This window comes from Domibacillus tundrae, from assembly GCF_000970675.1.
GTDB classification, from domain to species: Bacteria; Bacillota; Bacilli; order Bacillales; family Domibacillaceae; genus Domibacillus; species Domibacillus tundrae.
Genome location: NZ_LAJA01000014.1, coordinates 196,474 through 219,273, shown reverse-complemented (window position 1 = coordinate 219,273; position 22,800 = coordinate 196,474). Strand labels below are relative to the sequence as shown.

General features: G+C 45.7%; 18 protein-coding genes, 1 other RNA gene and 1 pseudogene. 3 read left to right on the top strand and 17 right to left on the bottom strand.

Annotated elements, in window-relative coordinates; all coding sequences use genetic code 11:
• Positions 1-22: 22 nt before the first annotated feature.
• Together VQ00_RS12920 and VQ00_RS12915 are read right to left on the bottom strand one after the other, a co-directional pair.
• A pseudogene (locus tag VQ00_RS12920) lies at positions 23-1,632 on the bottom strand (glycoside hydrolase family 43 protein).
• A gap of 15 nt (positions 1,633-1,647) precedes the next feature.
• On the bottom strand, positions 1,648-3,639 hold the full coding sequence (locus VQ00_RS12915; RefSeq protein ID WP_046180540.1) for a YjhG/YagF family D-xylonate dehydratase: 1,992 nt from the start codon (positions 3,637-3,639) through the stop codon (positions 1,648-1,650).
• Positions 3,640-3,976: 337 nt separating this feature from the next.
• On the opposite strand from VQ00_RS12915, the gene VQ00_RS12910 reads away from it, so the two are divergent.
• Entirely contained in the window at positions 3,977-4,960 is a 984-nt protein-coding gene (locus VQ00_RS12910) for a glycoside hydrolase family 43 protein (RefSeq protein WP_046180539.1), read from the top strand.
• A gap of 166 nt (positions 4,961-5,126) precedes the next feature.
• Here VQ00_RS12910 and VQ00_RS12905 read toward each other — a convergent pair whose 3' ends face one another.
• The 8 genes from VQ00_RS12905 to VQ00_RS12870 all read right to left on the bottom strand — a co-directional run bounded on the left by VQ00_RS12905 (position 5,127) and on the right by VQ00_RS12870 (position 12,341).
• Positions 5,127-6,260, bottom strand: coding sequence for a THUMP domain-containing class I SAM-dependent RNA methyltransferase (locus tag VQ00_RS12905; protein WP_046180538.1), 1,134 nt, complete (start codon positions 6,258-6,260; stop codon positions 5,127-5,129).
• A 230-nt stretch (positions 6,261-6,490) separates the two neighbouring features.
• Positions 6,491-6,882, bottom strand: an RNA gene (gene rnpB / locus VQ00_RS18170) — RNase P RNA component class B.
• A 55-nt stretch (positions 6,883-6,937) separates the two neighbouring features.
• Positions 6,938-7,267 carry a cell division regulator GpsB gene (gpsB, locus tag VQ00_RS12895; protein ID WP_046180536.1) on the bottom strand — a complete coding sequence of 110 codons (330 nt, stop codon included), beginning with the start codon at positions 7,265-7,267 and terminating at the stop codon, positions 6,938-6,940.
• Positions 7,268-7,567: 300 nt separating this feature from the next.
• Complete coding sequence (locus VQ00_RS12890) at positions 7,568-8,785, bottom strand: ribonuclease H-like domain-containing protein (RefSeq protein ID WP_046180535.1); 1,218 nt, start codon at positions 8,783-8,785, stop codon at positions 7,568-7,570.
• 12 nt (positions 8,786-8,797) lie between these two features.
• A complete protein-coding gene (locus tag VQ00_RS12885; RefSeq protein WP_046180534.1) occupies positions 8,798-11,035 on the bottom strand; it encodes a DEAD/DEAH box helicase in 2,238 nt (745 codons plus the stop codon).
• 120 nt (positions 11,036-11,155) lie between these two features.
• On the bottom strand, positions 11,156-11,506 hold the full coding sequence (locus VQ00_RS12880) for a DUF1798 family protein (protein WP_046180533.1): 351 nt from the start codon (positions 11,504-11,506) through the stop codon (positions 11,156-11,158).
• 15 nt (positions 11,507-11,521) lie between these two features.
• Entirely contained in the window at positions 11,522-11,749 is a 228-nt protein-coding gene (locus VQ00_RS12875; protein WP_046180532.1) for a hypothetical protein, read from the bottom strand.
• A gap of 112 nt (positions 11,750-11,861) precedes the next feature.
• Positions 11,862-12,341, bottom strand: a complete 480-nt coding sequence (locus tag VQ00_RS12870) for an STAS domain-containing protein (RefSeq protein ID WP_046180531.1) — start codon at positions 12,339-12,341, stop codon at positions 11,862-11,864.
• A gap of 177 nt (positions 12,342-12,518) precedes the next feature.
• Here VQ00_RS12870 and recU point away from each other — a divergent pair, with 177 nt between their 5' ends.
• Both recU and VQ00_RS12860 read left to right on the top strand, forming a co-directional pair.
• A complete protein-coding gene (gene recU, locus VQ00_RS12865; RefSeq protein ID WP_046180530.1) occupies positions 12,519-13,124 on the top strand; it encodes a Holliday junction resolvase RecU in 606 nt (201 codons plus the stop codon).
• A gap of 25 nt (positions 13,125-13,149) precedes the next feature.
• Positions 13,150-15,855, top strand: a complete 2,706-nt coding sequence (locus tag VQ00_RS12860) for a transglycosylase domain-containing protein (RefSeq protein ID WP_046180529.1) — start codon at positions 13,150-13,152, stop codon at positions 15,853-15,855.
• Between the two features lie 26 nt (positions 15,856-15,881).
• Here the strand turns inward: VQ00_RS12860 and VQ00_RS12855 are convergent, their stop codons facing one another.
• The 7 genes from VQ00_RS12855 to dinG form a co-directional block, all read right to left on the bottom strand.
• Positions 15,882-16,346, bottom strand: a complete 465-nt coding sequence (locus VQ00_RS12855; protein WP_046180528.1) for a YpoC family protein — start codon at positions 16,344-16,346, stop codon at positions 15,882-15,884.
• Entirely contained in the window at positions 16,343-17,002 is a 660-nt protein-coding gene (gene nth / locus VQ00_RS12850; protein ID WP_046180527.1) for an endonuclease III, read from the bottom strand. The genes VQ00_RS12855 and nth overlap by 4 nt, the downstream gene beginning before the upstream one ends.
• A gap of 12 nt (positions 17,003-17,014) precedes the next feature.
• Entirely contained in the window at positions 17,015-17,701 is a 687-nt protein-coding gene (locus tag VQ00_RS12845; RefSeq protein ID WP_046180526.1) for a DnaD domain-containing protein, read from the bottom strand.
• 95 nt (positions 17,702-17,796) lie between these two features.
• Positions 17,797-18,990, bottom strand: coding sequence for a pyridoxal phosphate-dependent aminotransferase (locus tag VQ00_RS12840; protein WP_046180611.1), 1,194 nt, complete (start codon positions 18,988-18,990; stop codon positions 17,797-17,799).
• Positions 18,991-19,009: 19 nt separating this feature from the next.
• Positions 19,010-19,375 carry a cell wall elongation regulator TseB-like domain-containing protein gene (locus VQ00_RS12835; protein ID WP_172645578.1) on the bottom strand — a complete coding sequence of 122 codons (366 nt, stop codon included), beginning with the start codon at positions 19,373-19,375 and terminating at the stop codon, positions 19,010-19,012.
• 137 nt (positions 19,376-19,512) lie between these two features.
• The gene (locus tag VQ00_RS18165; protein WP_082091560.1) at positions 19,513-19,683 is read right to left on the bottom strand and encodes a YpmA family protein; all 171 of its coding nucleotides are present in this window, start codon (positions 19,681-19,683) and stop codon (positions 19,513-19,515) included.
• Positions 19,684-19,735: 52 nt separating this feature from the next.
• Complete coding sequence (dinG, locus tag VQ00_RS12830; RefSeq protein ID WP_052728535.1) at positions 19,736-22,540, bottom strand: ATP-dependent DNA helicase DinG; 2,805 nt, start codon at positions 22,538-22,540, stop codon at positions 19,736-19,738.
• Positions 22,541-22,800: the final 260 nt, after the last annotated feature.

The window sequence follows — 22,800 nt, the reverse complement described above, 5'->3', positions numbered from 1 at the left end:
CGGAAATGCAGTTTATATTAAACTAGCTCTTATGTGTTAATGAAGGAGCTGTACGACTACTTTTCCGGTAATCAAAATAATCAAAATAACTGTTCTTTTTCTGTCCGCTTAAATCCTGTGCGCATATGCCGACAAATGTGCCGGTAAACCGGATATAATCCGCATCGTCATCCGACAAGTGGCCGATATCGATTGGACCCCCGACTTTTTGCCATTCATGATTGTTTTCAGCAAAATAAAAATGCAGCCATTCGTTTTGAATCTCCGCTTTTAATTTTGTTGAAGAAGACGTCAGCGGAATACCTTCATCCAATAATTCATCATATTTTCCATTCTTTGATTCGATAATCCCTAAGCATTTGCCGGTTTCTTCATGATGCGTGACCCGCAGATACACATAATCGTCGGTATCGTAATACACAATCAGCCCGGCCATTTGCTGAAAATGTTCCGGATCCATTTCCACCGCTGTTTCGATTTCCACCTGCATATCTTCTAATCTTCTGGCCAGAAGGCTTTGACGGTGAATAGACTGCTAGACTGCATCGATTCTCCGCCTGTCAGCCTGAGGTACCCGGGCCGGTCGGATAATGAAATCCATTCGTCTGTAAACGTTCTTCTTAACGAGCTCCAGTAATGTTTCAGTGTTTCACCGGTAAAATCATCCTTATTGCTTTCCTGTTCAAAAGGATGCGGCGGCAAGCTGGGTGCTTCGACGATCGTTTGCGGATTCGGACCGCCCTGAATGCGAAGCCAGCCATCGTCTGTCCAGTAACATTTCTGCAAAGCGGTTTCGCGGCCTAATATGCATTTTTTACCCACCACGGGACGTCCGCATAAGTGAGCCATGTACCAGTCGCCGTTTTGTGTTTCTACTAAGCTGCCGTGGCCTGCTTTTTGGAGCTGCTGCTTCTCTTCCTCATTGGACGTTAAAATCGGGTTCGCTGGATCCAGCTCATACGGGCCGGCCAAGGATTGGGACCGCGCCACTGTCACAGCGTGCGTATACCACGTTCCCCCTTCAGCCGTTAGTAAATAATAATAGCCATTCCTCTTATAAATATGGGGTGCTTCCGTCAGCCCGAGTTTGGACCCTTTAAAAATATTTTTCACAGGACCGATAAGCTTTTTTTCCTGTACCGAGTATTCTTGAAGCGCGATGCCCGCAAATGAATTTTTTCCTTTGCGGAAATCCCAAATCATGTTGACGAGCCACTTCGTTCCATCTTCTTCATGAAAAAGAGACGGATCAAAGCCGCTGCTGTTCAAATAGACTGGTTCGGACCAGGGGCCTTCAATGTTTTCAGCGGTTACCATGTAGTTATGGGTATCTTTAAACGCACCCATACGGCTTTTCACATCTGTGTAAATTAAATAAAACAGCCCGTCTGAATAACTTAAGCAAGGAGCCCACACACCGCCGGAATCGATGTCGCCGACCATGTTTATTTGCGACTCCCGCATTAATGGGGCAGGAAGTTGCCGCCAATGAACCAGATCTTTTGAATGGAAGAGCTGAACGCCGGGAAACCATTCAAATGTAGAAGTGGCGATATAATAGTTGTCTTCTACTCTTATAATCGATGGGTCCGGGTGGAAGCCCGGCAAAATAGGATTGATAATGTCAGTCATATAAACACTCCTTCATTATTCTGAAACGATCTTCTCCGTTTTGTCCGCCAGCGCTTTCATGCCGGCTTCGAGCACTTCAATAATCCGGTCTGTGTCATACACACTTCCCCGCCACGTACCGCCACTCACAGATTGAAGAGCTGCCCAAAGACGAGTATCATCCGGCAGATTCGGATTTGGCTTCACATCTTCATGACGCGGGCGTTCAGCCAGAACTTGAACCGCTTTTTCCGGTGAATACCGTTCGGTTTTTGTGCCAATGAAATTAACCGTTCCTTCCAAGTTTCGGCAGTCCACAGCAATCTCGATTACATCCCCATCCCGCACTTTTCCGATTGGTCCATCGGCTAAAGCTTCCGGTCCGACATGTCCAATGCAGGCACCTGTGGAAACACCGGAGAACCGGGCATCGGTGATGAGTGAAACATACTTTCCGAACGGCAAATATTTGAGCGCTGATGTTAATTGATATGTTTCTTCCATCCCGGTTCCAAGCGGACCGCCTCCCATGACGACCATAATATCGCCGGCTTCAATGCCGCCCGTTTTAATGGACTGGATGGCTGACTTTTCAGATGTAAACACTTTCGCATGGCCTGTATGTCGATACACACCGTCTTCATCAATAACCGATGGATCAATAGAAGTGGATTTAATAACCGACCCTTCCGGCGCGAGGTTGCCTGTTGGGAAAGTAACGGTTGAAGTAAGTCCTCTTTCTTTCGCTTTTTCAGGACTCATAATGACTTCATCCGGCGAAATGCCGTCCGCTTCAAGTAAACGCTTTCTTAACGCGGCGCGTCGTTCTGACTTTTCCCACCAATCTAAATTTTCACCGAGCGTATTTCCTGTAACCGTTAATACATCTTCGTGCAGAAGGCCCAGTTTACGTAAGTGAAGCATCACTTCCGGAACACCTCCGGCAAGGAACAAACGCACCGTTGAATGACTGTCAGGTCCATTTGGCAATACATTCACTAGACGAGGCGTTCGGTTATTGATTCTCACCCAGTCTTCCACTGTCGGAATTTTGCAGTTGGCCGCAAACGCAATCGCCGGGATATGAAGAAGCAAATTCGTCGAACCGCCAAATGCCGCATGCAGCGTCATCGCATTTTCAATCGCTTTGTCCGTTAAAATATCTTTTGTTGTTACGTTATTTTTTTCCATTTCCAATGCAGCACGCGCCGACTGCTTCGCCATTTCTGCCCATATTCTCTGGCCGGAAGGGGCTAACGCCGCGTGTGTAACCGCCATGCCCAGTGCTTCAGCGACAACTTGAGCGGTACCTGCTGTCCCTAAAAACTGGCAGCCTCCGCCAGACGTTGCGCATGACCGGCAGCCGAGTTCGGATGCTTCCTGGAGAGTAATTTCTTTGTTTGCATACCGCGCTCCAATGGTTTGGATTTTCCCAGCATCTTCCCCATTTGTAGGCGGAAGCGTCACACCTCCTGGTACGATCACGGTTGGCAAATCATGTGTACCCGCAAGCGCTATCATCATTGCCGGCAAGCCTTTATCACAGGTTGCGACTCCCACAACAGCCTGGCGTGTTGGCAATGAACGGATCAGGCGACGGAATACCATAGCCGCATCATTCCGGTAAGGAAATGAATCAAACATGCCTAACGTTCCCTGCGAGCGCCCGTCACACGGATCACTAACAAACGCAGCAAACGGGATGCCTTTCTGGCTTTTAATTTCTTCCGCAGCCGCTTTCATTAACAAATCAATTTCCCAGTGCCCTGTATGGTAGCCAAGTGCCAACGGATTTCCGTTATCATCTCGAAGCCCGCCGTTTGTCCCCAGAATCAGCACTTCCGCTCCTAAAAGATCTTGCGGTTTCCAACCCATGCCCACATTTTGCGTCCAGCCGAAAAGATCTCCGCTCGGTGAGTTTTCAAGCATTTGCGGGGTTAATGGCAGCGTCCCAATCGGTCCTCCTGCATTTGTTTTCACGTTATAAATAGATGTATTTTCTTGTTGAAAAATAGATTTCATTGACATTGAGCTCCCTCTCATTTCCTTAAAGTAAAGTGTTCTATATTATAAACCATCATTTTACTATATAGTCTATCATTTTTTCAGTAAATTCGAATAATTAATTTTTATTTTTTCTTGATGATGGGGTGAGACCGCTCGTCTCTGATAATCAAGCAGTTTCTTTAATTTTAAAAAATGAAAACGAATACAAAAAACCTTGATCTCTTTGAAAGAGATCCGTATAATAAACAATTGAAGTTAGTTTGTCGTTCGAACAAACTATATAAAAAGAATTCCGTTTTTGCAAGGCTTCCAGCCATAATTTGTTTTATCCATCTTTTCAGAAAGCAGGCGATACAAAATGGAAACTACTGTTAAACCAAATACCCCTTTAGTTACCCACATTTATACAGCTGATCCTTCTGCCCATGTATTTGAAGGAAAGATTTATATTTATCCTTCTCATGATTTGGATCATGACGAACCTTCCAATGACAATGGGGATCAATACAAAATGGAAGATTATCATGTCCTGTCAATGGATGATTTTGATTCTCCTTGTATAGACCATGGCGAAGTGCTGCATGTAAAAGATGTGCCATGGGCAAAAAAACAAATGTGGGCACCAGATGCTGCTTATAAAAACAATATGTACTATTTATTTTTCCCTGCCAGAGACCATGACGACATTTTCCGGATTGGCGTTGCCACAAGTCCTCATCCAGCCGGTCCATTTACGCCGCAGGAAAGCTATATTCCCGGCAGCTTTAGCATTGATCCCGCTGTGCTTATAGACGATGACCAAAAAGCCTACATGTATTTCGGCGGCCTATGGGGCGGCCAGCTGGAAAAGTGGCAGTCCGGAACGTTCGATCCGGCTGATGAAGGGCCTGATCTATCAGCTCCCGCTTTAGGACCGATGGTGGTAGAATTAAGTGAAGATATGCTGACATTTAAAGAAGCGCCTCAGGAAATTTATATTCTTGATGAGGATGGAAGCCCTATTTTTGCGAGCGATGAAGAAAGAAGATTTTTTGAAGGAGCATGGGTTCATAAGCATAATGGCTGTTATTATTTGTCTTATTCTACCGGCACCACTCATTATATTGTTTATGCCATGAGCCAAAATCCACAAGGGCCGTATACGTATAAAGGCAAAATACTGGAGCCGGTATTAGGATGGACAACGCATCATTCGATTGTGCATGTCGACGGCAAACCGTATTTATTTTATCATGACTGTTCTTTATCAGATGGAGTGAATCATAAACGCAGTGTAAAATTTACAGAATTAACATATAACGAAGACGGGACGATTCAAACAATTTCCCCTTACCAAACGTAACGTGGTGAGTTTATAAACGGACAGGGGCGTCATCCAGCTGGATTCGCTCCCTGTCCATTTTTTAAGCTTCCCATGATTTTTTCCATTCAGCTGGATTTATGTCTAGTTTTTCCTGATTGTGTCCACTGAACCTCGTTTGTGTCCAGTTTCACCACATTGTGTTCAGTTAGTCGCGGCGGGGTGGACGTTTCCCCCAGTATTGATAATAATCGCAGCGGATAAAGCCATTAAACAGCTTTCGTTTTTTCGTCGCCGGACGGCCATATACCTCTTCAAATTCTTCATGAGACGTCAAGATATAAATCGACCACGTATCCAGTTTCTTAAACGCGTATCCTAAATCTGCATACAGCTTTTCGACGCCAGGGCGGTCGCTGAGACGCTCTCCGTATGGCGGGTTGCCGACAATTACACCATATTCTTTATCCGTTTGAAACGCTGTTGCGTCTCCAGTTCGAAATTGAATCAGGTCGCCAAGCCCTGCTTCAAACGCATTTGCTCTTGCGATTTCTGCCATTTTCGGATCAATGTCAAGCCCTTCAATATCAAGAGGCTGATCGTAGTTTGCTTTGTCTTCTGCTTCTATGCGTGCCTCGTCCCATACACGTTCATCAATCCAATTCCACTGTTCAGAAACAAATTCGCGGTTAAAGCCGGGCGCAATATTTTGACCAATTAATGCGGCTTCAATCGGAATCGTACCAGAGCCGGCGAATGGATCCACAAACGGCTTATCCGGGTGCCAGTTTGTCAGTTTTACCAGTGCTGCTGCCAGTGTTTCTTTCAGGGGCGCTTCCCCCTGCCCTGTCCGGTAGCCGCGTTTGTGAAGGCCGGCCCCGCTCGTATCCATCGTCAGAGTCACTTTATCTTTTAAAATGGCCACTTCAAGCGGAAAGCGGGCACCTGTTTCCGCCAGCCACGTCTCTACGTGATAAGCGGATTTCAACCGTTCTACAATTGCTTTTTTCACAATTGCCTGGCAGTCTGAGACGCTGAACAGAGTTGATTTAACTGATTTCCCCTGCACTGGAAACGAAGCATCTTTTGGCAAATAATCCTCCCACCGCAAGGCTTTCGTTTTTTCAAAAAGCTCATCAAACGTTTTTGCATAAAATTCCGCTACTACGACTTTGACACGATCTGCGGTCCGCAGCCACATATTGCAGCGGGCGATAGCCGAAGCGTCACCTTCAAAATATATTTTTCCATTTTCTGTACGCGGCTCATAACCGAGATCTTTTACTTCTTTGGCCACGATCGCTTCAAGTCCCATCGCAGCCGTCGCAATTAATGTATACATGTATAACCTCTTTTCATTTCGGTTCATTTGGCAGTTCTTCGAATAAAAAATTAATCCGTTTTGAAAACAGTACGGAATTAGAAAAATAATTCCTTTGCATTAGTATGTTCGACAATCACGTCACTTACTTATTATTGATCATTTTCATAAAGAGGCCAGCCTTGTCAAATAGAACAAAAGCTCTCCTATAAAGGAGAGCTGTGTCTTTTGAATTTAAACCCTGAATAACGTTCTGTAAGCCATGTTTTGTTCCATCGTACTGCAGGCGGCCAGGGTATGGCCTCGTACTCCGGCGGCAATCATCTATCTGCGAAAAAACAAGTGCTTTTCGCCTCTCCATCCGTTCATTTCCGTCCGGAAAGTGCCCCTACCAAAATTTGGGTTGCTCGCTCACGGGGTTTACCTCGTTCCACCTTTGCCATTTCTGGCAAAGCTACGTCACTGTGGCACTTTCAAAGTATTCACACCATATCTTAAAGACTTAGGTGTTTTCCCTGCCGTCAGCAATAAATGCTGCCCTGGCTTATGGTTTCGCCAGGCGCGATCACTACAGGCATCTCAGCACTGTGCGAGCATGGACTTTCCTCTGCAGCCGTTAAGACAGCAGCGATTACCCAAACGCTATTCGATTTCATTTCTTAATTATAAAAGAAGAAACGCTATTTCGCAATGGAAAATTATTCGTTATGAAGACGATCGCCAAAAACGTGGCGTTCTAAGTTCGATAACCGTTTTAAAATATCAAAATTAGTCGAACCAGGGGCCGGTTGCTGCTGGCGAATCGGCGCTTCCGGAACAGGTTTCCGGGCCGAAATCGTACTGTTTTCTTTTTTCAGGCGCAAGTTTTCCTGCTGCAATTCTTCAATCGCCTGCTGAAATACTTCATAATCTTTTATGACAAGGTCTAAAAATTGATCCACTTCATCGGGACTGTATCCACGCATAGCCGTTTTAAATTCTTTTTCAAGAATATCTTTTCCCGTTAATTTAATTTTTTCCGATAACATTGCCTTGCACCACCTTCATTGAGTCCTGCCTGTTTTCATTAATTGTTTCAAAAACAAGGTCTTTTGTCAATTGGAAAGCAGGCCTCAGCGGGCTTTTTCTTTCTTACAAAAAAGCATAGAAACTATCTTTTAAATTCGTCAATACGAATGCAGTTAAGCCGACAAAAACGAAAAATAAAAATAAAATTGCACGATACAACCTGTCATTCACCCCATATTTTTAGTCTATCTGAAAACCAACCATTTATTATTTTACGTTGTTTTCAAAAAAGTTACAACTATATGACAGCAATTTTCGCGTTATTTCGACAACTTTTTTTCCAAACGATGCAAACGGTGTTCCAATGCACATGTTATCGCTTCTTTTTCTAGTTTCTGCTCAAGCGCCCATTCGGTTTCTCGTAATGCTTTAGGGATATCTTTCCACTTATGTTCATACACTTTCGCCAATTCAATTGCCGCTTCAATAGACCGGTCCCCATTTGACTCGCGTACACGGGTAAATAATGACACAGCTGCTTCAAAAGACTGCTCCCGCTTAAGCTGCATAGCGAGCCGAAATGCTGCGTCAAGCGCCACTTCTTCCTGCCTGCTTGCAGTCGACTTTTCGAACGATTCTTTTGCGGCCGCGCTGTTGCCCGACGCCTCAAACCACTTCCCTACTTCAAGTGCCGTTTGATCATCAACTAGAGCTCTTTCATCGAGCACAAGCCGGCTAATGTGCGTATAAAGCGTAATCAAGCTTAAAATATCCCGCTCGTTGTGCTTCATTACCTGCAACACACCTTCCGGGTCGCCTCGCTCTAGGAAATCAAAATAAATGATCGGCGCCAGGTGTCCCGGCACATCATTTACTCGCTCAAGCCCAAGGTGCCCTTTTTCCACATTGACGAGCTTGACCGATTCCATTGTATGTTTAAAAAGCCGACGGGATGCATGATATAAATCGAAATGGCCAAAAGCCGGCAGTGCCGGCACCTTGTCACGCACAAATGTATGGCGTGATTTTACTTGTGGCCAATCAAACGATTTTCCGTTATACGTCACAAGCGTTGTATAATCCGTTTCCTGTAAAAACTTCGCATAAAGCGCCGTTTCATTACCCGGTGAAGGCAAAAAGTATTGTTTCACTGTTACTTGATTTTCATGAATTCGTGCCGTCCCAAGTAAAAAAATAACACTCCCGGTGCCGCTTAAACCAGTTGTTTCAATATCAAAAAAGAACAAATCTGATGGCTGAAATCCTTTCGCTGACAATGGGTGATAACTGTCAAACGCTGACCATTGATCAATTGTTTTTTTTGCATCCTTGAATGTATAAAAACCATGTGCCGCATCAAGAGCATAATGCGTTTCGCGTGTGATGCAATATTCGCCGTCAAGTTCAAACAGTTCTGCCCCAGCCGATTCCCATACGTCCCAAAAACGGATGCCTTCCGGCGGTTCCTGTTTTGATGCAGGCGGCTCCTCACGCACAATGTGCTTTTTCAGCCTCTGCAGCTTCTTTGCCATGCTCATCTTTGCCACCCCTTAAAACTGGTCGAGCAGTTCCATGCTTTTTCGCTTTACATCCATCCCGTCAAAGCCCATACCGACACATGATGGACAGCCATTCTGACACGGACATTTTCGAATAAGGTCTTTCGCGGCTTCTTTTACGTCATCAAACCGTTTATACACATCTTCTGCGAGACCGATGCCCCCCGGATAATGATCATAGAGAAAAATCGTCGGAAGTCCCGTATGCGCCGCTTTAATTTGTGACACAACATGAATGTCGCTTTTGTCACACATCGTATGAATCGGAACAATATGATGCAAAACGTTGGCAATGCCCCTCAGCAAATGCTCCAGTGACTTTTCCGGCTCTTCGATATTCAGCTCGAGCCAAACCGCGCTTGTATGAATTTCTTCTTCCGGCAGCGTAATCGGCCCGGAACCAATATTCTCAAACGTCGTCATTTTAATCTTTTTAAATATCGTCGGCAAAATGTTAACGGTCACATCTCCATAATGAACGGCAGACAACGGCCGCTCTTTCGTCCGATCAATTTCTAGGACTTTTAGCTGAACCGCCAAATTCGCATCGGTGTAGTATTCCACATCTACTCGACGGACGTACGCTTTTTTATGCTCCCAATCAAGCTTCTCTACTTGAAATTGAACGCCTTCATGCAAATAAATCGCTTCATCATGCAAAAGTGTCATCGCACTCAGCCGGTCCATTTCACCGATAATTTTCACGTTGGCTGTCTCTGATTGATCGACAATGACAACATTTTCCTGCGTGGCAGAACGAAGGCTGATATTCGTTGCCGGAAACGATTCATGCGACCAATGGTATTTGCCTCCATTGTAATGAAGAACACGCTCTTCCCGCAAGTAATCGAGCACATCAGTCACATCCATCGGTCCAAACGATTCATCTTCCTGAAACGGCAGCTCATACGCTGCGCATTTTAAATGATCAACCAAAATAATTAAATTTTCAGCATTAATGCGGGCCGATTCTGGGTTTCGTTCAAAAAAGTAATCCGGGTTTTGAACGACGTACTGATCAATAGGTGTAGAACTCGCTACCATAATGATAACGGCTTCTCCATGACGCCGGCCGGCACGACCCGCTTGCTGCCACGTGCTCGCAACACTGCCCGGATACCCCGTCATCACGCACACTTGCAGCTGGCCGATATCAACCCCAAGCTCGAGTGCATTGGTGCTGACCACCCCTAAAATGTCGCCGTCACGGAGTCCTTTCTCAATCGCGCGCCGTTCTTTCGGCAAATAGCCGCCTCTATAGCCACGGATCGTTTTTGGTCCGATGTCCCGCTTTACAAGCTCTTGAATATGGCTCAAAATAATTTCTACTCGGACTCGGCTTCTCGCGAAAATAATGGTTTGAATTTGGTTTTTTAAAAACTCTCGCGCCAGCCTGTTCACTTCGACAGTTGCGCTCCTGCGAATGTTAAGCGGTTCGTTCACAACCGGCGGATTGTAAAAAACAAAATGCTTCCGTCCGCGAGGTGCTCCATTATTGTCGATCAAACGCATCGGGCTGCCAGTTAATTGTTCCGCCAGTTCTTTTGGGTTGGCGATTGTCGCCGATGTACAAATAAACTGCGGACTGCTTCCATAAAATGAGCAAATTCGCTTTAAACGACGAATTACATTCGCCACATGGCTCCCAAATACACCGCGATACGTATGCAATTCATCGATCACAATGTATTTTAGGTTTTCAAACAAGCTGACCCATTTCGTATGGTTTGGCAAAATAGCGGAATGAAGCATATCCGGATTGGTCATGACAATATGTCCGGCCTGCCGAACTTTTTGCCGGATCGCCGGCGACGTGTCCCCGTCATATGTAAAACTTTTAATATCAGCACCCATTTCTGCAATGATCTCATTTAATTCACTTTTTTGATCTTGCGCAAGTGCTTTCGTCGGAAATAAATAAAGCGCGCGGCTCGCACTGTCTTCCGCAATTTTTTGCAGCACCGGCAAATTGTAGCAAAGCGTTTTACCGGAAGCCGTCGGCGTGACAGCAACGATATTTTCACCTTGCTGCACCGCTTCAAAAGCAGAGTATTGATGCGTATATAAATCGCGGACACGACGCGCTTCCAGTGCAGCCCGAAGCCGTTCATCAATGAATATCGGCATTGGACGCGTTTTCGCTTCTATCGGCTCCAGCTCATGCCAGTGAATGACGTTTTCATCATTGCGCAGCTCCGTAATAATATCTGAAAGAGTTTTTTTCCACATGATGATTTACACCTCTCTTATCCTTGGATCCACACAACGCGGCGTTTTTAGCCTTTGATCCTATAATATCGAACAAACGATCTTTTTAAAAGCAAAAAAAAGAACGCAGTGCCGCGTCCTTTATTCTTTTATGCAATTGTCCAGCGATTCAAGCACGTATAAGGCCGAATCCGCTGATTGAATAAATTTCGCTTTTCCCGTATCAAAAAAGTGGGCATATGCTCCAACCCTTCGCGCGTTGTCCGCCGCCTGCACAATTTGAGCGGCATGCAAGTATTTTTGCGGATGCTCCTGTAAAAATAAAAGAGCTTCTTGCTCCCACAGATCTGCTGCGGCATCCACTTCGTCTGCAAATGGCTTTACCGTTCCAAAAAAATCAGCTTCTTCTTTTGATTCGCGTTGTGCTTCATAAATAGCTTTTGCCCGTACAATTAATTTACTTAGTTTCACTGTTTTTTCATATAAAGACACTTCGTAACCCTCATTTCAAATAGAACCGGCAGCTTGCTTAAGCGGCAGTACAGTATCTCCACATAAAAAGCGTGCTCCTTCTTCGACGAGAAGCAGACGATTGTGGACGCGTTCTGCACGAATTCGAAAGCCAGCGATTTTGCGGCTTCGCTCATCCGCCACTCTCATTTTCAACCGTTGCTCAAGCTCCAATGTATCTTTTTCCAATTCGTTCAACCGCTCCATCCACTCTTCTTTCGTCATCACCTTCACCCCTTTGCCGTATTGACTAAAAGGATTCGCCGAGCAAAGCGAATGTCCTGCCATCCTGACAAAACTAGTGTACAGACGTCAAAGAAAGTAGGTATGCGACAAATTATGCAAATACCATTCCTTTTTTCTTTATTAAAAACTGGAGAGCGCTCCGGAATGTTAAAAAAGTATTTAAATCAGTCCGGATCCGCATGCCGCTTCGCATTAAATCTTGTGTGAAATCCGGCGTGAATCCGACTAAAAATGTCTCTGCTCCCATCAAATTTAAGGAGTTTATCAAATGATCGATTGATTGGCCGAGTACAGCGGTTTCCCCAATTTCTTTTTTAGAAATGGCAGTAAAATCAATAATCACCGTTTCGACCTCGTTCTCATAACAGGCGTTCATAAGTGATGAGATAATAGTCTCAAAGCGGTCTTGCGATAACTTCCCCGTAATCGGGACTAAAATGGTTTCCGGGATGATCGACGGAATGATTGGTGCTGAAACATCTTTTACAATATGTTTATATTCTGCAAGTTCTTCTTTTAATAACCGGTTTTCTTCTTGAAGAGCAGCGATTTTTTCTGTTTCTTTGCTCATAACGGCTCACCTGCCTTATTAGCATCATAACGTCCTATATTAATATAATAGCGGAAAGATGGTTTTTTTTCAATCTGCAGTCTTCAGAAAAAGGCATAAAGCAATATGTCTTTTCAAACAGGCGATTTGTTCGCTCATGTGGTATGATATTGATTGGATTCAAGAGGAGGGAATGAGATGGCGATCCGCTATCCAAATGGTAAACAATATACGCGGCCGGCTCATACGTCTGAATCGACACAGCCGAAAAAAGATCCTGTGTTTTCAAACCGCGGCATGACGCTCGAAGACGACATTAATGAAACGAATGCGTATTATTTAAGCCGAAACATGGCGGTCATTCATAAAAAACCCGTGCCTGTTCAAATCGTCCAGGTGGATTACCCGGCGAGAAGTGCAGCTGTTATTAAAGAAGCGTATTTCAGACAGGCCTCTACAACGGATTACAACGGGGTATATAAAGGAAAGTATATTGATTTTGAAGCGAAAGAAACGAACAACACGACGTCGTTTCCTCTGAAAAATTTTCACGCCCACCAAATTGCACACATGAAACAAGTCGATGAGCATGGCGGCATTGCGTTTGTGATTATCCGGTTTTCAAAAACGGACGAGCTGTTTTTTTTGCCATTTTATGCATTGAATGGCTTTTGGGAACGTATGCATGATGGCGGCCGCAAATCAATTACAAAAGCGGAACTCGCCGATTGCAGTGCAGCACTTAAACTGGGTCTCTCTCCGCGCGTTCCGTTTTTAGATGCAGTGGAGGATATATACTTTTAATTTTGAAAGCGAGGAAAAAAGACATATGTCTGACGAATACAAATCGAGAACCGAAAAGCGGAACCAGCAAAAGAAAAAGCCGGTCCGCATCCAAAGAAAACCAAAAACACCAAAAACAGCGAAAGCACCAAAAGCACCCGCAAGCAAAAAGCAAGTGATCTTGAAAAGAATCCTTCTCTTGGTGGGTTTACTTGCCTTGTTCCTCTTGATCGGCGGCGCTGGTTTATTTGCGTACTATGTGAAAGACACGCCTGACATTGACGAAGCACTGTTAAAAGACCCGATTTCGTCCAAAATTAATTACGATGGTGGAACGCTCCTGACCAATATCGGTGCAGAACGCCGTGATTACGTAGCATACGACGACATTCCTCTTTTAGTCCGCGATGCGTTTATTGCGACAGAAGACAGCCGCTTCTTTGAACATAAAGGAATTGATCCGGTCCGTCTTGCCGGGGCGGTTGTGAAAAACGTCACGGAAGGCTTCGGCTCACAGGGAGCGAGTACCATTACCCAGCAGGTTGTCAAGATGTCATTTTTATCACCTGATAAAACACTGAAACGGAAAGCCCAGGAAGCGTATCTTGCTTATAAACTGGAGCAGGAATACTCAAAAGAAGAAATTTTCGAAATGTACGTAAACAAAATTTTTATGTCCGGTGGAATTAACGGTGTTAAAGCGGCGGCGGATTATTATTTCAGTAAAGAACTAAGCGAGTTGTCTCTTCCGGAAGCCGCTTATCTTGCAGGTATGCCGCAAAGCCCGAATAACTACAATGCATTTGAACATCCGGAAAACGCTGAAAAACGGAAAGATGTAGTTCTCTCCCTAATGAATCAGCATGACAAAATTTCCGCTTCTGAGATGGAAGAAGCGCAGGCTCAGAACATTACAGATTATCTTTTGGACAAGCCTGTCAGCAAATCAGGAATCGATCCAGAATATGATGCCTTCGTTGATCTTGTGATTGAGGAAGTGGGAGCCATGGGCTATAACCCGTATACAGACGGGTTAACGATTGAAACAACACTCGACAAAGAAGCGCAGGAATACATGTATAAGCTGCTCAACAGCGATGAGTCGATGAATTATCCGAGCGAGCTGTTCCAAGCAGGTATTGCATTGACAGATACACAGACTGGTGCAATCCGGGCGATTGGCGGCGGCCGCAACCAGGAAGTGCAGCGCGGCTTAAACTATGCGACAGATATTAAACGCCAGCCAGGTTCCACCATCAAGCCTATTTTGGATTACGGACCAGCGATTGACTATTTAAAATGGTCCACATACGAGCAGGTAGAAGATAGCCCGCTTCAATATTCAGGCGGCGGTTCAGTCGGAAATGCCGGCGGCTCTTATGCAGGCATGATGTCGATGCGCGATGCACTGGCGCGTTCGAAAAATACGCCGGCCGTCCGCACATTCCAGGAAGTCGGATTTGACGATGCTTATGAATTTGCCGGCAAGCTCGGCATCAAATTAGAAAACGAATATGAATCGTATGGAATTGGCGCAATGGACGGTGATGAAGGTATTTCACCGTTGCAAATGGCCGGTGCTTATGCAGCATTTGGAAATGGCGGTATTTATAACGAGCCGCATACTGTCACAAAAGTAACGCTTGCAGATGGCACGGTCGTTAAAAACGATGTAACGTCAGAACCTGCAATGAACGACTACACCGCTTATATGGTGACAGACATGCTAAAAAGCGTTGTTAATTACGGAACGGGTACAGCCGCAAATATTCCATCTCTTCATATGGCAGGCAAAACCGGAACGACGAACTACACAGATGATGAACTCGCACAATATGATTTCCCATCCAGTGCATCACCGGATGCGTGGTTTGTTGGCTACACAACAAATTATACCGCCGCTATTTGGACCGGATACGAAAGCAGAACGGAATATTTGTCAAAAGAAAGCCAACAGATTGCCAAAGAACTCTTTAAGCAGCTGATGACTAAAGTATCAGAAGATGTCGACACACCTGACTTTGAAAAACCAGACAGTGTCGTGGAACTTCCGATCATTAAGGGATCAAATCCGGCCGCCGTTGCCGGAAATGGCGTCTCAGACAGCAACAAAACGTACGAATTATTTATTCGTGGCGAACAGCCGAAACGGTCAAAGCCGCCAGTAGAGCCGGAAGAAGAGGAAGAAGAAACAGAAGAAGAAGAAGAACAGCCGGAAGAGGAAACATCAGGTGGTGCGGTAACTGGTTTGTCCGCCACTGCTGATGCAAGCGGCAATATGTCCGTTTCCTGGTCGTATAACGGCGATGGCAGCCCATCCTTTAGTGTATCGAATGGCCTAGAAACACAGTCGATTGGCGGCTTTTCTACCGTCTTTAGCAGCGGACAGCCCGGCGAGACGTATTCCATTACGGTGACAGCCATTATAGACGGTCAAAGCGTCGATTCCGCTTCCACTTCTGTGACGATTCCAGGTGGTGCGGTGGAGGAACCGGAAACACCAGAGCCTGAGCCGGAACCGGAGCCTGAGCCAGAACCCGAGCCGGAACCAGCAACACCGGAACCAGAACCGGTAGAACCTGAACCGGAACCGGAGCCAGAACCGGAGCTAGAACCGGAACCAGATACAGAAGTACCTGCAGATGACAATACGAATAATAACGGTAACAACAATGGAAATGGAACGACACAAGGCAATGGGACACGCGATCCTGAACCGGTGCCTGAGGTCGAAAACACTCCAACTGAATAAAAAAATGAAAACCCCGATGAATGATTTCATCGGGGTTTTCGTATTGCATAAACTGCGGCGGCTTTTTTCAGTTCAGTCATCAGCTCAATTAACTGCCGGTAAGCCATATATGTATACGGCCGGCTGTCGATGTACGTAAATCGCTCACGAAAATTAATTGGCTTTACGGCGAAATCCGCTTCTTTTTCTTTCCATAACACTGGCGCTGACGGCTGTCCGTTCACCCAAAACAATGCCATAAAAAACATCGCCAATAGCGCATCGACTTCTCTTTTCACATCTTTGCTGCGGGCACGTTGTTTTTCATCAAGCGCCGTCTCCATTTCGTCCCATGCGGACTGCAGCAACGGCAGCCCGCTTTTTTCCCATTCCCACGGTTTGTCACCGCTCAGCTCGTACAAAAAATATGGATAAAAACAGACTGAGTCCGGCATTTCCACATGTGTTTCATCCGAAAAATAACGAAGCTCTTTTGGAATCAATACATTCATTTACGGACACCACCGAGCTTCATTCTTTTTTTCCCTTCCCGACACAAATCAAGCAGCGGGCATTCGGGGCAGTTCGGCGACTGTGCTTTGCAGTGATACCGACCAAAAAAAATCATCCGGTGATGCGTATCCGACCATTCCTCTTTTGGGATTTTGCGCATTAACGTTTTTTCGACTTCTGTCACATTGTCTTTCCAGCGGCAAAAACCCAGCCGCTTCGAAATCCGTTCAACATGCGTATCCACGGCAATTGCCGGAACGCCAAATGCGACAGACGCGACGACATTCGCTGTTTTACGGCCGACACCTGGCAGCTTCTCAAGTTCATCCTGCGTTTCGGGTACAACACCGTCGAGCTCTTCAATGAGCATCCGCGACATCTTCTGAATATTTTTCGCTTTGTTCCGGTATAAGCCGATCGAGCGGATATCCTGCTCAAGTTCCTCCAGCGGAACCGACAAATAGTCCTCCGGTGTTTTATACTTTTGGAACAGCCCTTTCGTCACTTTATTGACGAGCGCATCCGTGCATTGCGCAGACAGCGCCACTGCAATAACAAGCTCAAAGGGATTGTTATGATTTAATTCGCAGTGCGCTCCTGGAAACATTTCCGCAAACGTATCCAGACAGCGGCGAATGTCAGTTTTATTCAGCATCTTGTTTTCTCCTTATTGTTCCAGCCAATTGTAAAACGGCACCGCATGTTCCGAGCGTGATACCTGCTCGGCTCCAGCCGGCTTACGAAACTTTTTCCCTTGTTCTCGCGCCTGCTCTACCGTTTTAATGCCTTGCTTTTTCCATTCAAATAAAATGCGGTCCATATAGCGGAAATTCAGCTTCATGGACAATACCGCTTCCCGAAGAGCTGCTTTAATCACAGGCGGTTCATGGCCGTCCTGGTCAATCCAAAGCGCAAGCGTTTCACATTCAATGGAGGAAAGAGGCCGGCCAAATTCTTCTTCAAACAAACTGTATAAGTCTTTTTCTTCTACCATTGCCTGCTGAACAGACAGGCCTCTTGCTTCTGATTCAAATAGGGAGACAAGCTTGTTCCAAAGCGGCTCAAACGAATAAAATTCATAGCCGGTCTGACTTCCCTCTACAATCGCAACTACTTGTTTTTGAATCAGCTTTTTCACACATCCCGCGCAGTCAGAAGCAGACATCGACATCCGGTTCGACAGCTCTTCAAAACTCGGGAAGGTGATCCCTTTTTGTGAATAGGAGTAAATGTGCAGAAGAACCATCATTTCCTGCTCATTTAAAGACAGCCGCTTGTAGTTTTCAAGCAGCACGTTCGGTACGCTTGTGGCTCCTTGCTCCATCCAGCGAATCATCATTTCTTTTTCTTTCATTTCCATTCCACCTCGAACCTTCGCAATGCTTCATATTATACTAGGACCAGGAAAAAAAGAAAAGCCGCCCGAATGGACTGCTTTTCTAATCATTATTACCCTTTTTGGTTTGTTTTTACATAATCCGCAATACGGTCAACTGCTTTTTCAAGCAGTTCAAGCGACGTTGCATATGATAAGCGGATGTTTGGAGGCGTGCCAAAACCACTCCCCGGCACAACTGCAACGTTTGCTTCTTCAAGGAGCGCCGTCACAAAGCCATCCACATTGGCATGACCTGTTAATTCTGCTGCTTTTGTTACGTTCGGGTACAAGTAAAACGCACCTTGTGGTTTTAAACACGTAACTCCTGGGATTTCCGTTAATTTTGCATGAATGATGTTCAAGCGTTCTTCAAATGCTTTTTTCATCTCTTCTACCGGCTGCTGTGTGCCTGTGTAAGCGGCAATGGCGCCGTATTGAGCAGTCGATGTCGGATTAGACGTTGAATGGCTTGCAAGATCTGTCATGGCTTTAATCACCTGTGCGTTTCCAGCGGCATACCCGATCCGCCAGCCAGTCATCGAATGGGATTTTGAAACACCGTTAATGATGATCGTCTGTTCTTTTAATTCGGGAGACAATTCGGCAATAGACACGTGTTTGTTGTCCCCGTACACTAATTTTTCGTAAATTTCATCGGAGACGATCCAAATGTTGTGACGGATGGCCACTTCGCCAAGCGCTTTTAGCTCGTCAGCTGAGTACAGCATACCGGTCGGATTCGACGGTGAGTTAATGATAACCGCTTTTGTATTGTTCGTAATCGCTGCTTCAAGCTGTTCCGGTGTAATTTTAAAGTCATTGGATTCTTTGCCGTCTACATAAACAGGTACACCGTCCGCAAGCTTCACTTGCTCCGGATAACTGACCCAATAGGGTGTCGGGATGATGACTTCGTCGCCATCGTTTAAAATCACTTGAAATAAGTTATAAAGCGCGTGTTTTGCGCCTGTTGTCACAATGATTTCGTTCGGTTTATATGTAATGCCCTGATCCTGCTTGAATTTATCGATGACCGCGTTTTTCAGTTCGGCGAGCCCTCCGGCCGGTGTATATTTCGTTTGGCCATCTTTTAATGATTCATACGCCGCTTCAATAATATGGTCCGGTGTATTAAAATCCGGCTCACCAGCGCCAAGCCCAATGACATCAATGCCTTGTACTTTCATTTCTTTCGCTTTTGCGGTAATCGCAAGCGTTGTTGATGGGGTTAATGCTTTTACGCGTTCTGCTAATTGTACGTCCATGAATCCATTCTCCATTCTGTTAAATGTTTTCAACCTTTTTCCACCATGTTCCGTCTGAAAACGTTAAATAATAATAATTCAAGCGGCCATTGTCATTTTTAAATGTAAACAGCCAAACAGGGGTTTTGCCTTCCATGCCAAGCGTAAGCGATAAAATATCCGCATTGCCCGCTTCCTCCTTGAAGAGAGCACGTGCTTCTTTCTCCGTCACACCATCACCCAGCGGGCGGACGATCGGTTCGGACTTGCCATCCTGTGCCAGCCAAACCGCAACATCCTGTCCGCTTTCGTCCTGCCCCGTTCCCGTATAATACGCCGTTGTGCTGTTATAAAGATACACATCGTCGATTTGCGAAAGAGCAGCTTTTTCCTGAAGCTGTGTCAAAGCAGTCTCTTTTGCTTTTTCATACGGTTTTTGTGCATTATTATACAGGATAGATACAATTATCGCAATGAGAAACAACGAAATTCCGATTATTAATAACCATTTTTTAAAGTTTGTTCGCATATTCACCACGTTCTTTACGTTCGATAAATTGTAAAAACTGCTTTTGTCTGATCATCGGCATCAAGCGCAAGACCAAACATTAAATTTTCCCGCTTAAGCGTCCGATTCAGTGTATCAACAAGTTTATACAAGTCACCGTTATTTTCAACTTTCACGGTTGAGAGCACTTCAATTTTTGACTCCATAAAAAATCCCTCCTGGCTCAAATTATAGCAGGAATGGCCGTACCTCATGCAACTATTTTTCCCTGGGCAGCCACTTTTCTATGAGCTCCATCGTACCGGCAATATCCAGTTCTTTCACCGGTACGTCTGGAATCGATTCGAGAAACGCTTTTCCGTACCGGCTTGACAGCACGCGGCGGTCGAAGAGGATCGCCACCCCCCGGTCCGACTCTGTGCGGATTAACCGGCCAAAGCCTTGACGAAAACGAATAATCGCTTGTGGCAGCGAATAAGCGGAAAATGGATTTTCTCCTTCTTTTTTCAGCTGCCCGCTCCTCGCGGCGATAAACGGATCATCTGGCGGCGCAAACGGCAGCCGGACGATAAACAAAACCGATAAATCTTCGCCCGGAATATCGATTCCTTCCCAAAGCGCGCCTGTACCGAGCAAGATCGCTTTGTCATATTGCCGAAAATTTTTCGCCAGCCGGGCGACGCTGCCATTCGTAATGCCCTGTGCAATAATGGCGTATTCAGCCAGAAGTTCTGTTTCGCGAATAAAATCATGTGTTTTTTTCAAAATATCAAACGATGTAAATAAGACGAGCATACGACCGCCTGCTGTTTCTGCTGCTGCAATAATATAATCTGCGACCGCCTGCGCGTATGAGCCATTGTCTGTTTCTTTCACTTCTGGTACATCATTCGGAATAACGATTCGGCAATGGTTCGCATAATCAAATGGCGACGGGATAACATATTCACTGTACTGATGCGGCGTCAATCCCATTTCGCCTGCAAAAAAGCGGAAAGACTGTTCAACTGTCAGTGTCGCCGACGTAAACAGCACGTGATGCCGTTCAAGCAAGTAATCTTGAATGAGTGAACCAGGCTGAACCGGCTGCGTCCGTATCGTCAATGTATTTGCCAGCGACCGGACGTCCCCTTCCATCCAAATGACTTCTTCCTCATCGGGGCGAAAAATGAGTTCAAACAGCCGCTCATTCCACCCCCGGCACCTCTTTAAAAATAAAAGCATATCGTCTACATACAATTCATCTCGAGCAGACAGCTGCTTGCGGATATCCGTAATAGGCGTTATTTTCTCCGACACGGCTTCTATTAAACGTGACAGCAAATTGTATAATCGTTCAGCGCCATATTCGATTTGCTGCCAGCCGGCAGTGTTTCGGCTTTCTTCTGTAATAGCCTGCTGGCGCTTAGAATGGCTCATTCGAGACGTTTGCCGTTCAAAAAAAGCGGATAATACGCCAAACCATTCTTCCGCTTCTGTTAAAACAGCGGCAGTGGCTGCCATCACTTTCTCCGACGGCCGTTCAGCGAGACGCTTTGATTCGATCCGGTTCAGATGATACAGAAGACGCCGGTCTTCCGCCGAACCCATTTTTCCGAGCAAAAATTTCAGATGTGCGAGCGACAATTCCTGCCCAAGACGCTCTCTCGCTGCTTTTTCAAACCGGTGTGCTTCATCAATAATGATATAGCTCTCTGGCAGAAGAAGCGGTTTTTCCGCTTTCATATCGGCAATTAAAAACGAATGATTTGTGACAATAATGTCGGCACTTGCTGCCACTTCTTTTGCGTATCGGGCAAAATCATGCTTGCGCCACGCTTGTTTTGCTTTGTTCATGTAATCGTCTGCCTGGCACACTTCTTTCCAAAACAATGCCCCGCCTGACGACAGATTCAACTCATCGCCGTCACCAGTTTCTGTTTCGAGCAGCCAGACAAGCATTTGCATTTTCGTCATCGTCCGGTCGTAATTTCGTTCTTTTTCCCGAAGCGACCGGACAAAGCGGGATAAGTCTAAATAGTGGCGCTTTCCTTTTAATACTGCTGCTTTTACATCAAACGGCAGCATCATCTGCAGCTTCGTAAGCTCCCGCTCCAGCAGCTGGTGCTGCAAAAGGACGGTATACGTTGAAACAACGACCGGCCGGCCGCTTCGCTGGCTTTCATAAATAGCCGGCAGCAAATAGGCAAGTGACTTGCCCGTCCCGGTACCTGCTTCAATGACAGTATGCTGCCCTTTTTCAAAAAAGCGCTGCACTGCATTCATCATCTGCATTTGCCCGTGCCGGCGCTCCATTCCAGGCACACCGGAAAGCAGCACCCATTTTTCTTCTTCCTTTTCCGGAAATGAAATCGACCTGTCTGCTGTCCGTTTTTCCGGCTGTTTTTTTGTTCGAAGTGCAAGCCCACGATAAACAGTCCACTGATCCGATAACATTTCCACGCGTTTTTTTTTCTCCGCCGCAATACGGGACAGCAGCATATGAATATCGCTTTTCAAACCAGATGACAGCTTTAATAATTGTTCAATCGTCACCAGGGGAAGTGCTTCCAGACGTTCTACCAATTGAATAAACAGTTCTGCTGTTGCGTATGCATCACTGTCCGCCCGGTGCTTTTGCCTATGGCTCAGTCCAAATTGATCAGACAAATCGCCCAGCTTATAACTGTCTGAAGCTGGCAAAACAATTTTCGCGAGTTCCACCGTATCGATAAAAAGACCGGTAAACGGCGGATGTCCGGACGCTTCCAGTTCACCATTTAAAAACGTTAAGTCAAAAGACACGTTATGAGCCACAAAAACCGAATCTGCAAGCCATTTCAGAAACTGCCCGGCTTCGTCCTTAAAAAATGGTGCCTGTTGGACCGTTTTTTCATCAATCCCGGTTAATTCTTGTATAAATGGCGGGATCGGCGCATCCGGATTTAAATATGTATTGTATTGGCCTTGAATTCGGCCTTCTTCAATGGTAACAAAAGCTGCCTGCATAATACGGCCGCCGCTTGCATGAGAGTGGCCGGTCGTTTCAAAATCTGCCACTGTAAATCGTACGTCATTGATCACGGCAAACACACCTTTAAGTAAATTCTTTATCAGTTTACCACAAGAATAGCGAAAGGTGCCCGCTTATCGGCGACAAGCATAAGAAAAGCACTGGCGGAGGCGTTTTTTTGCCTCCAGAAGGGCTTGGCGCTGGGTAAGGTAAATGGAACAAAAGCTAAGAACGAACGCGGCATCTGCCGCAACGCTTTTGTAACCCAGAACCTATGGGCCTCGAGGGCACCTAGAGCTGGAAAAATGCGCAAAAAAAGACCGCTGCCTAA

Coding starts and splice junctions, on each gene's coding strand:
- VQ00_RS12915 (WP_046180540.1), bottom strand. CDS start 3,639: ATGTCAATGAAATCTATTTTTCAACAAGAAAATACATCTATTTATAAC.
- VQ00_RS12910 (WP_046180539.1), top strand. CDS start 3,977: ATGGAAACTACTGTTAAACCAAATACCCCTTTAGTTACCCACATTTAT.
- VQ00_RS12905 (WP_046180538.1), bottom strand. CDS start 6,260: ATGTATACATTAATTGCGACGGCTGCGATGGGACTTGAAGCGATCGTG.
- gpsB (WP_046180536.1), bottom strand. CDS start 7,267: ATGTTATCGGAAAAAATTAAATTAACGGGAAAAGATATTCTTGAAAAA.
- VQ00_RS12890 (WP_046180535.1), bottom strand. CDS start 8,785: ATGAGCATGGCAAAGAAGCTGCAGAGGCTGAAAAAGCACATTGTGCGT.
- VQ00_RS12885 (WP_046180534.1), bottom strand. CDS start 11,035: ATGTGGAAAAAAACTCTTTCAGATATTATTACGGAGCTGCGCAATGAT.
- VQ00_RS12875 (WP_046180532.1), bottom strand. CDS start 11,749: ATGACGAAAGAAGAGTGGATGGAGCGGTTGAACGAATTGGAAAAAGAT.
- VQ00_RS12870 (WP_046180531.1), bottom strand. CDS start 12,341: ATGAGCAAAGAAACAGAAAAAATCGCTGCTCTTCAAGAAGAAAACCGG.
- recU (WP_046180530.1), top strand. CDS start 12,519: ATGGCGATCCGCTATCCAAATGGTAAACAATATACGCGGCCGGCTCAT.
- VQ00_RS12860 (WP_046180529.1), top strand. CDS start 13,150: ATGTCTGACGAATACAAATCGAGAACCGAAAAGCGGAACCAGCAAAAG.
- VQ00_RS12855 (WP_046180528.1), bottom strand. CDS start 16,346: ATGAATGTATTGATTCCAAAAGAGCTTCGTTATTTTTCGGATGAAACA.
- nth (WP_046180527.1), bottom strand. CDS start 17,002: ATGCTGAATAAAACTGACATTCGCCGCTGTCTGGATACGTTTGCGGAA.
- VQ00_RS12845 (WP_046180526.1), bottom strand. CDS start 17,701: ATGAAAGAAAAAGAAATGATGATTCGCTGGATGGAGCAAGGAGCCACA.
- VQ00_RS12840 (WP_046180611.1), bottom strand. CDS start 18,990: ATGGACGTACAATTAGCAGAACGCGTAAAAGCATTAACCCCATCAACA.
- VQ00_RS18165 (WP_082091560.1), bottom strand. CDS start 19,683: ATGGAGTCAAAAATTGAAGTGCTCTCAACCGTGAAAGTTGAAAATAAC.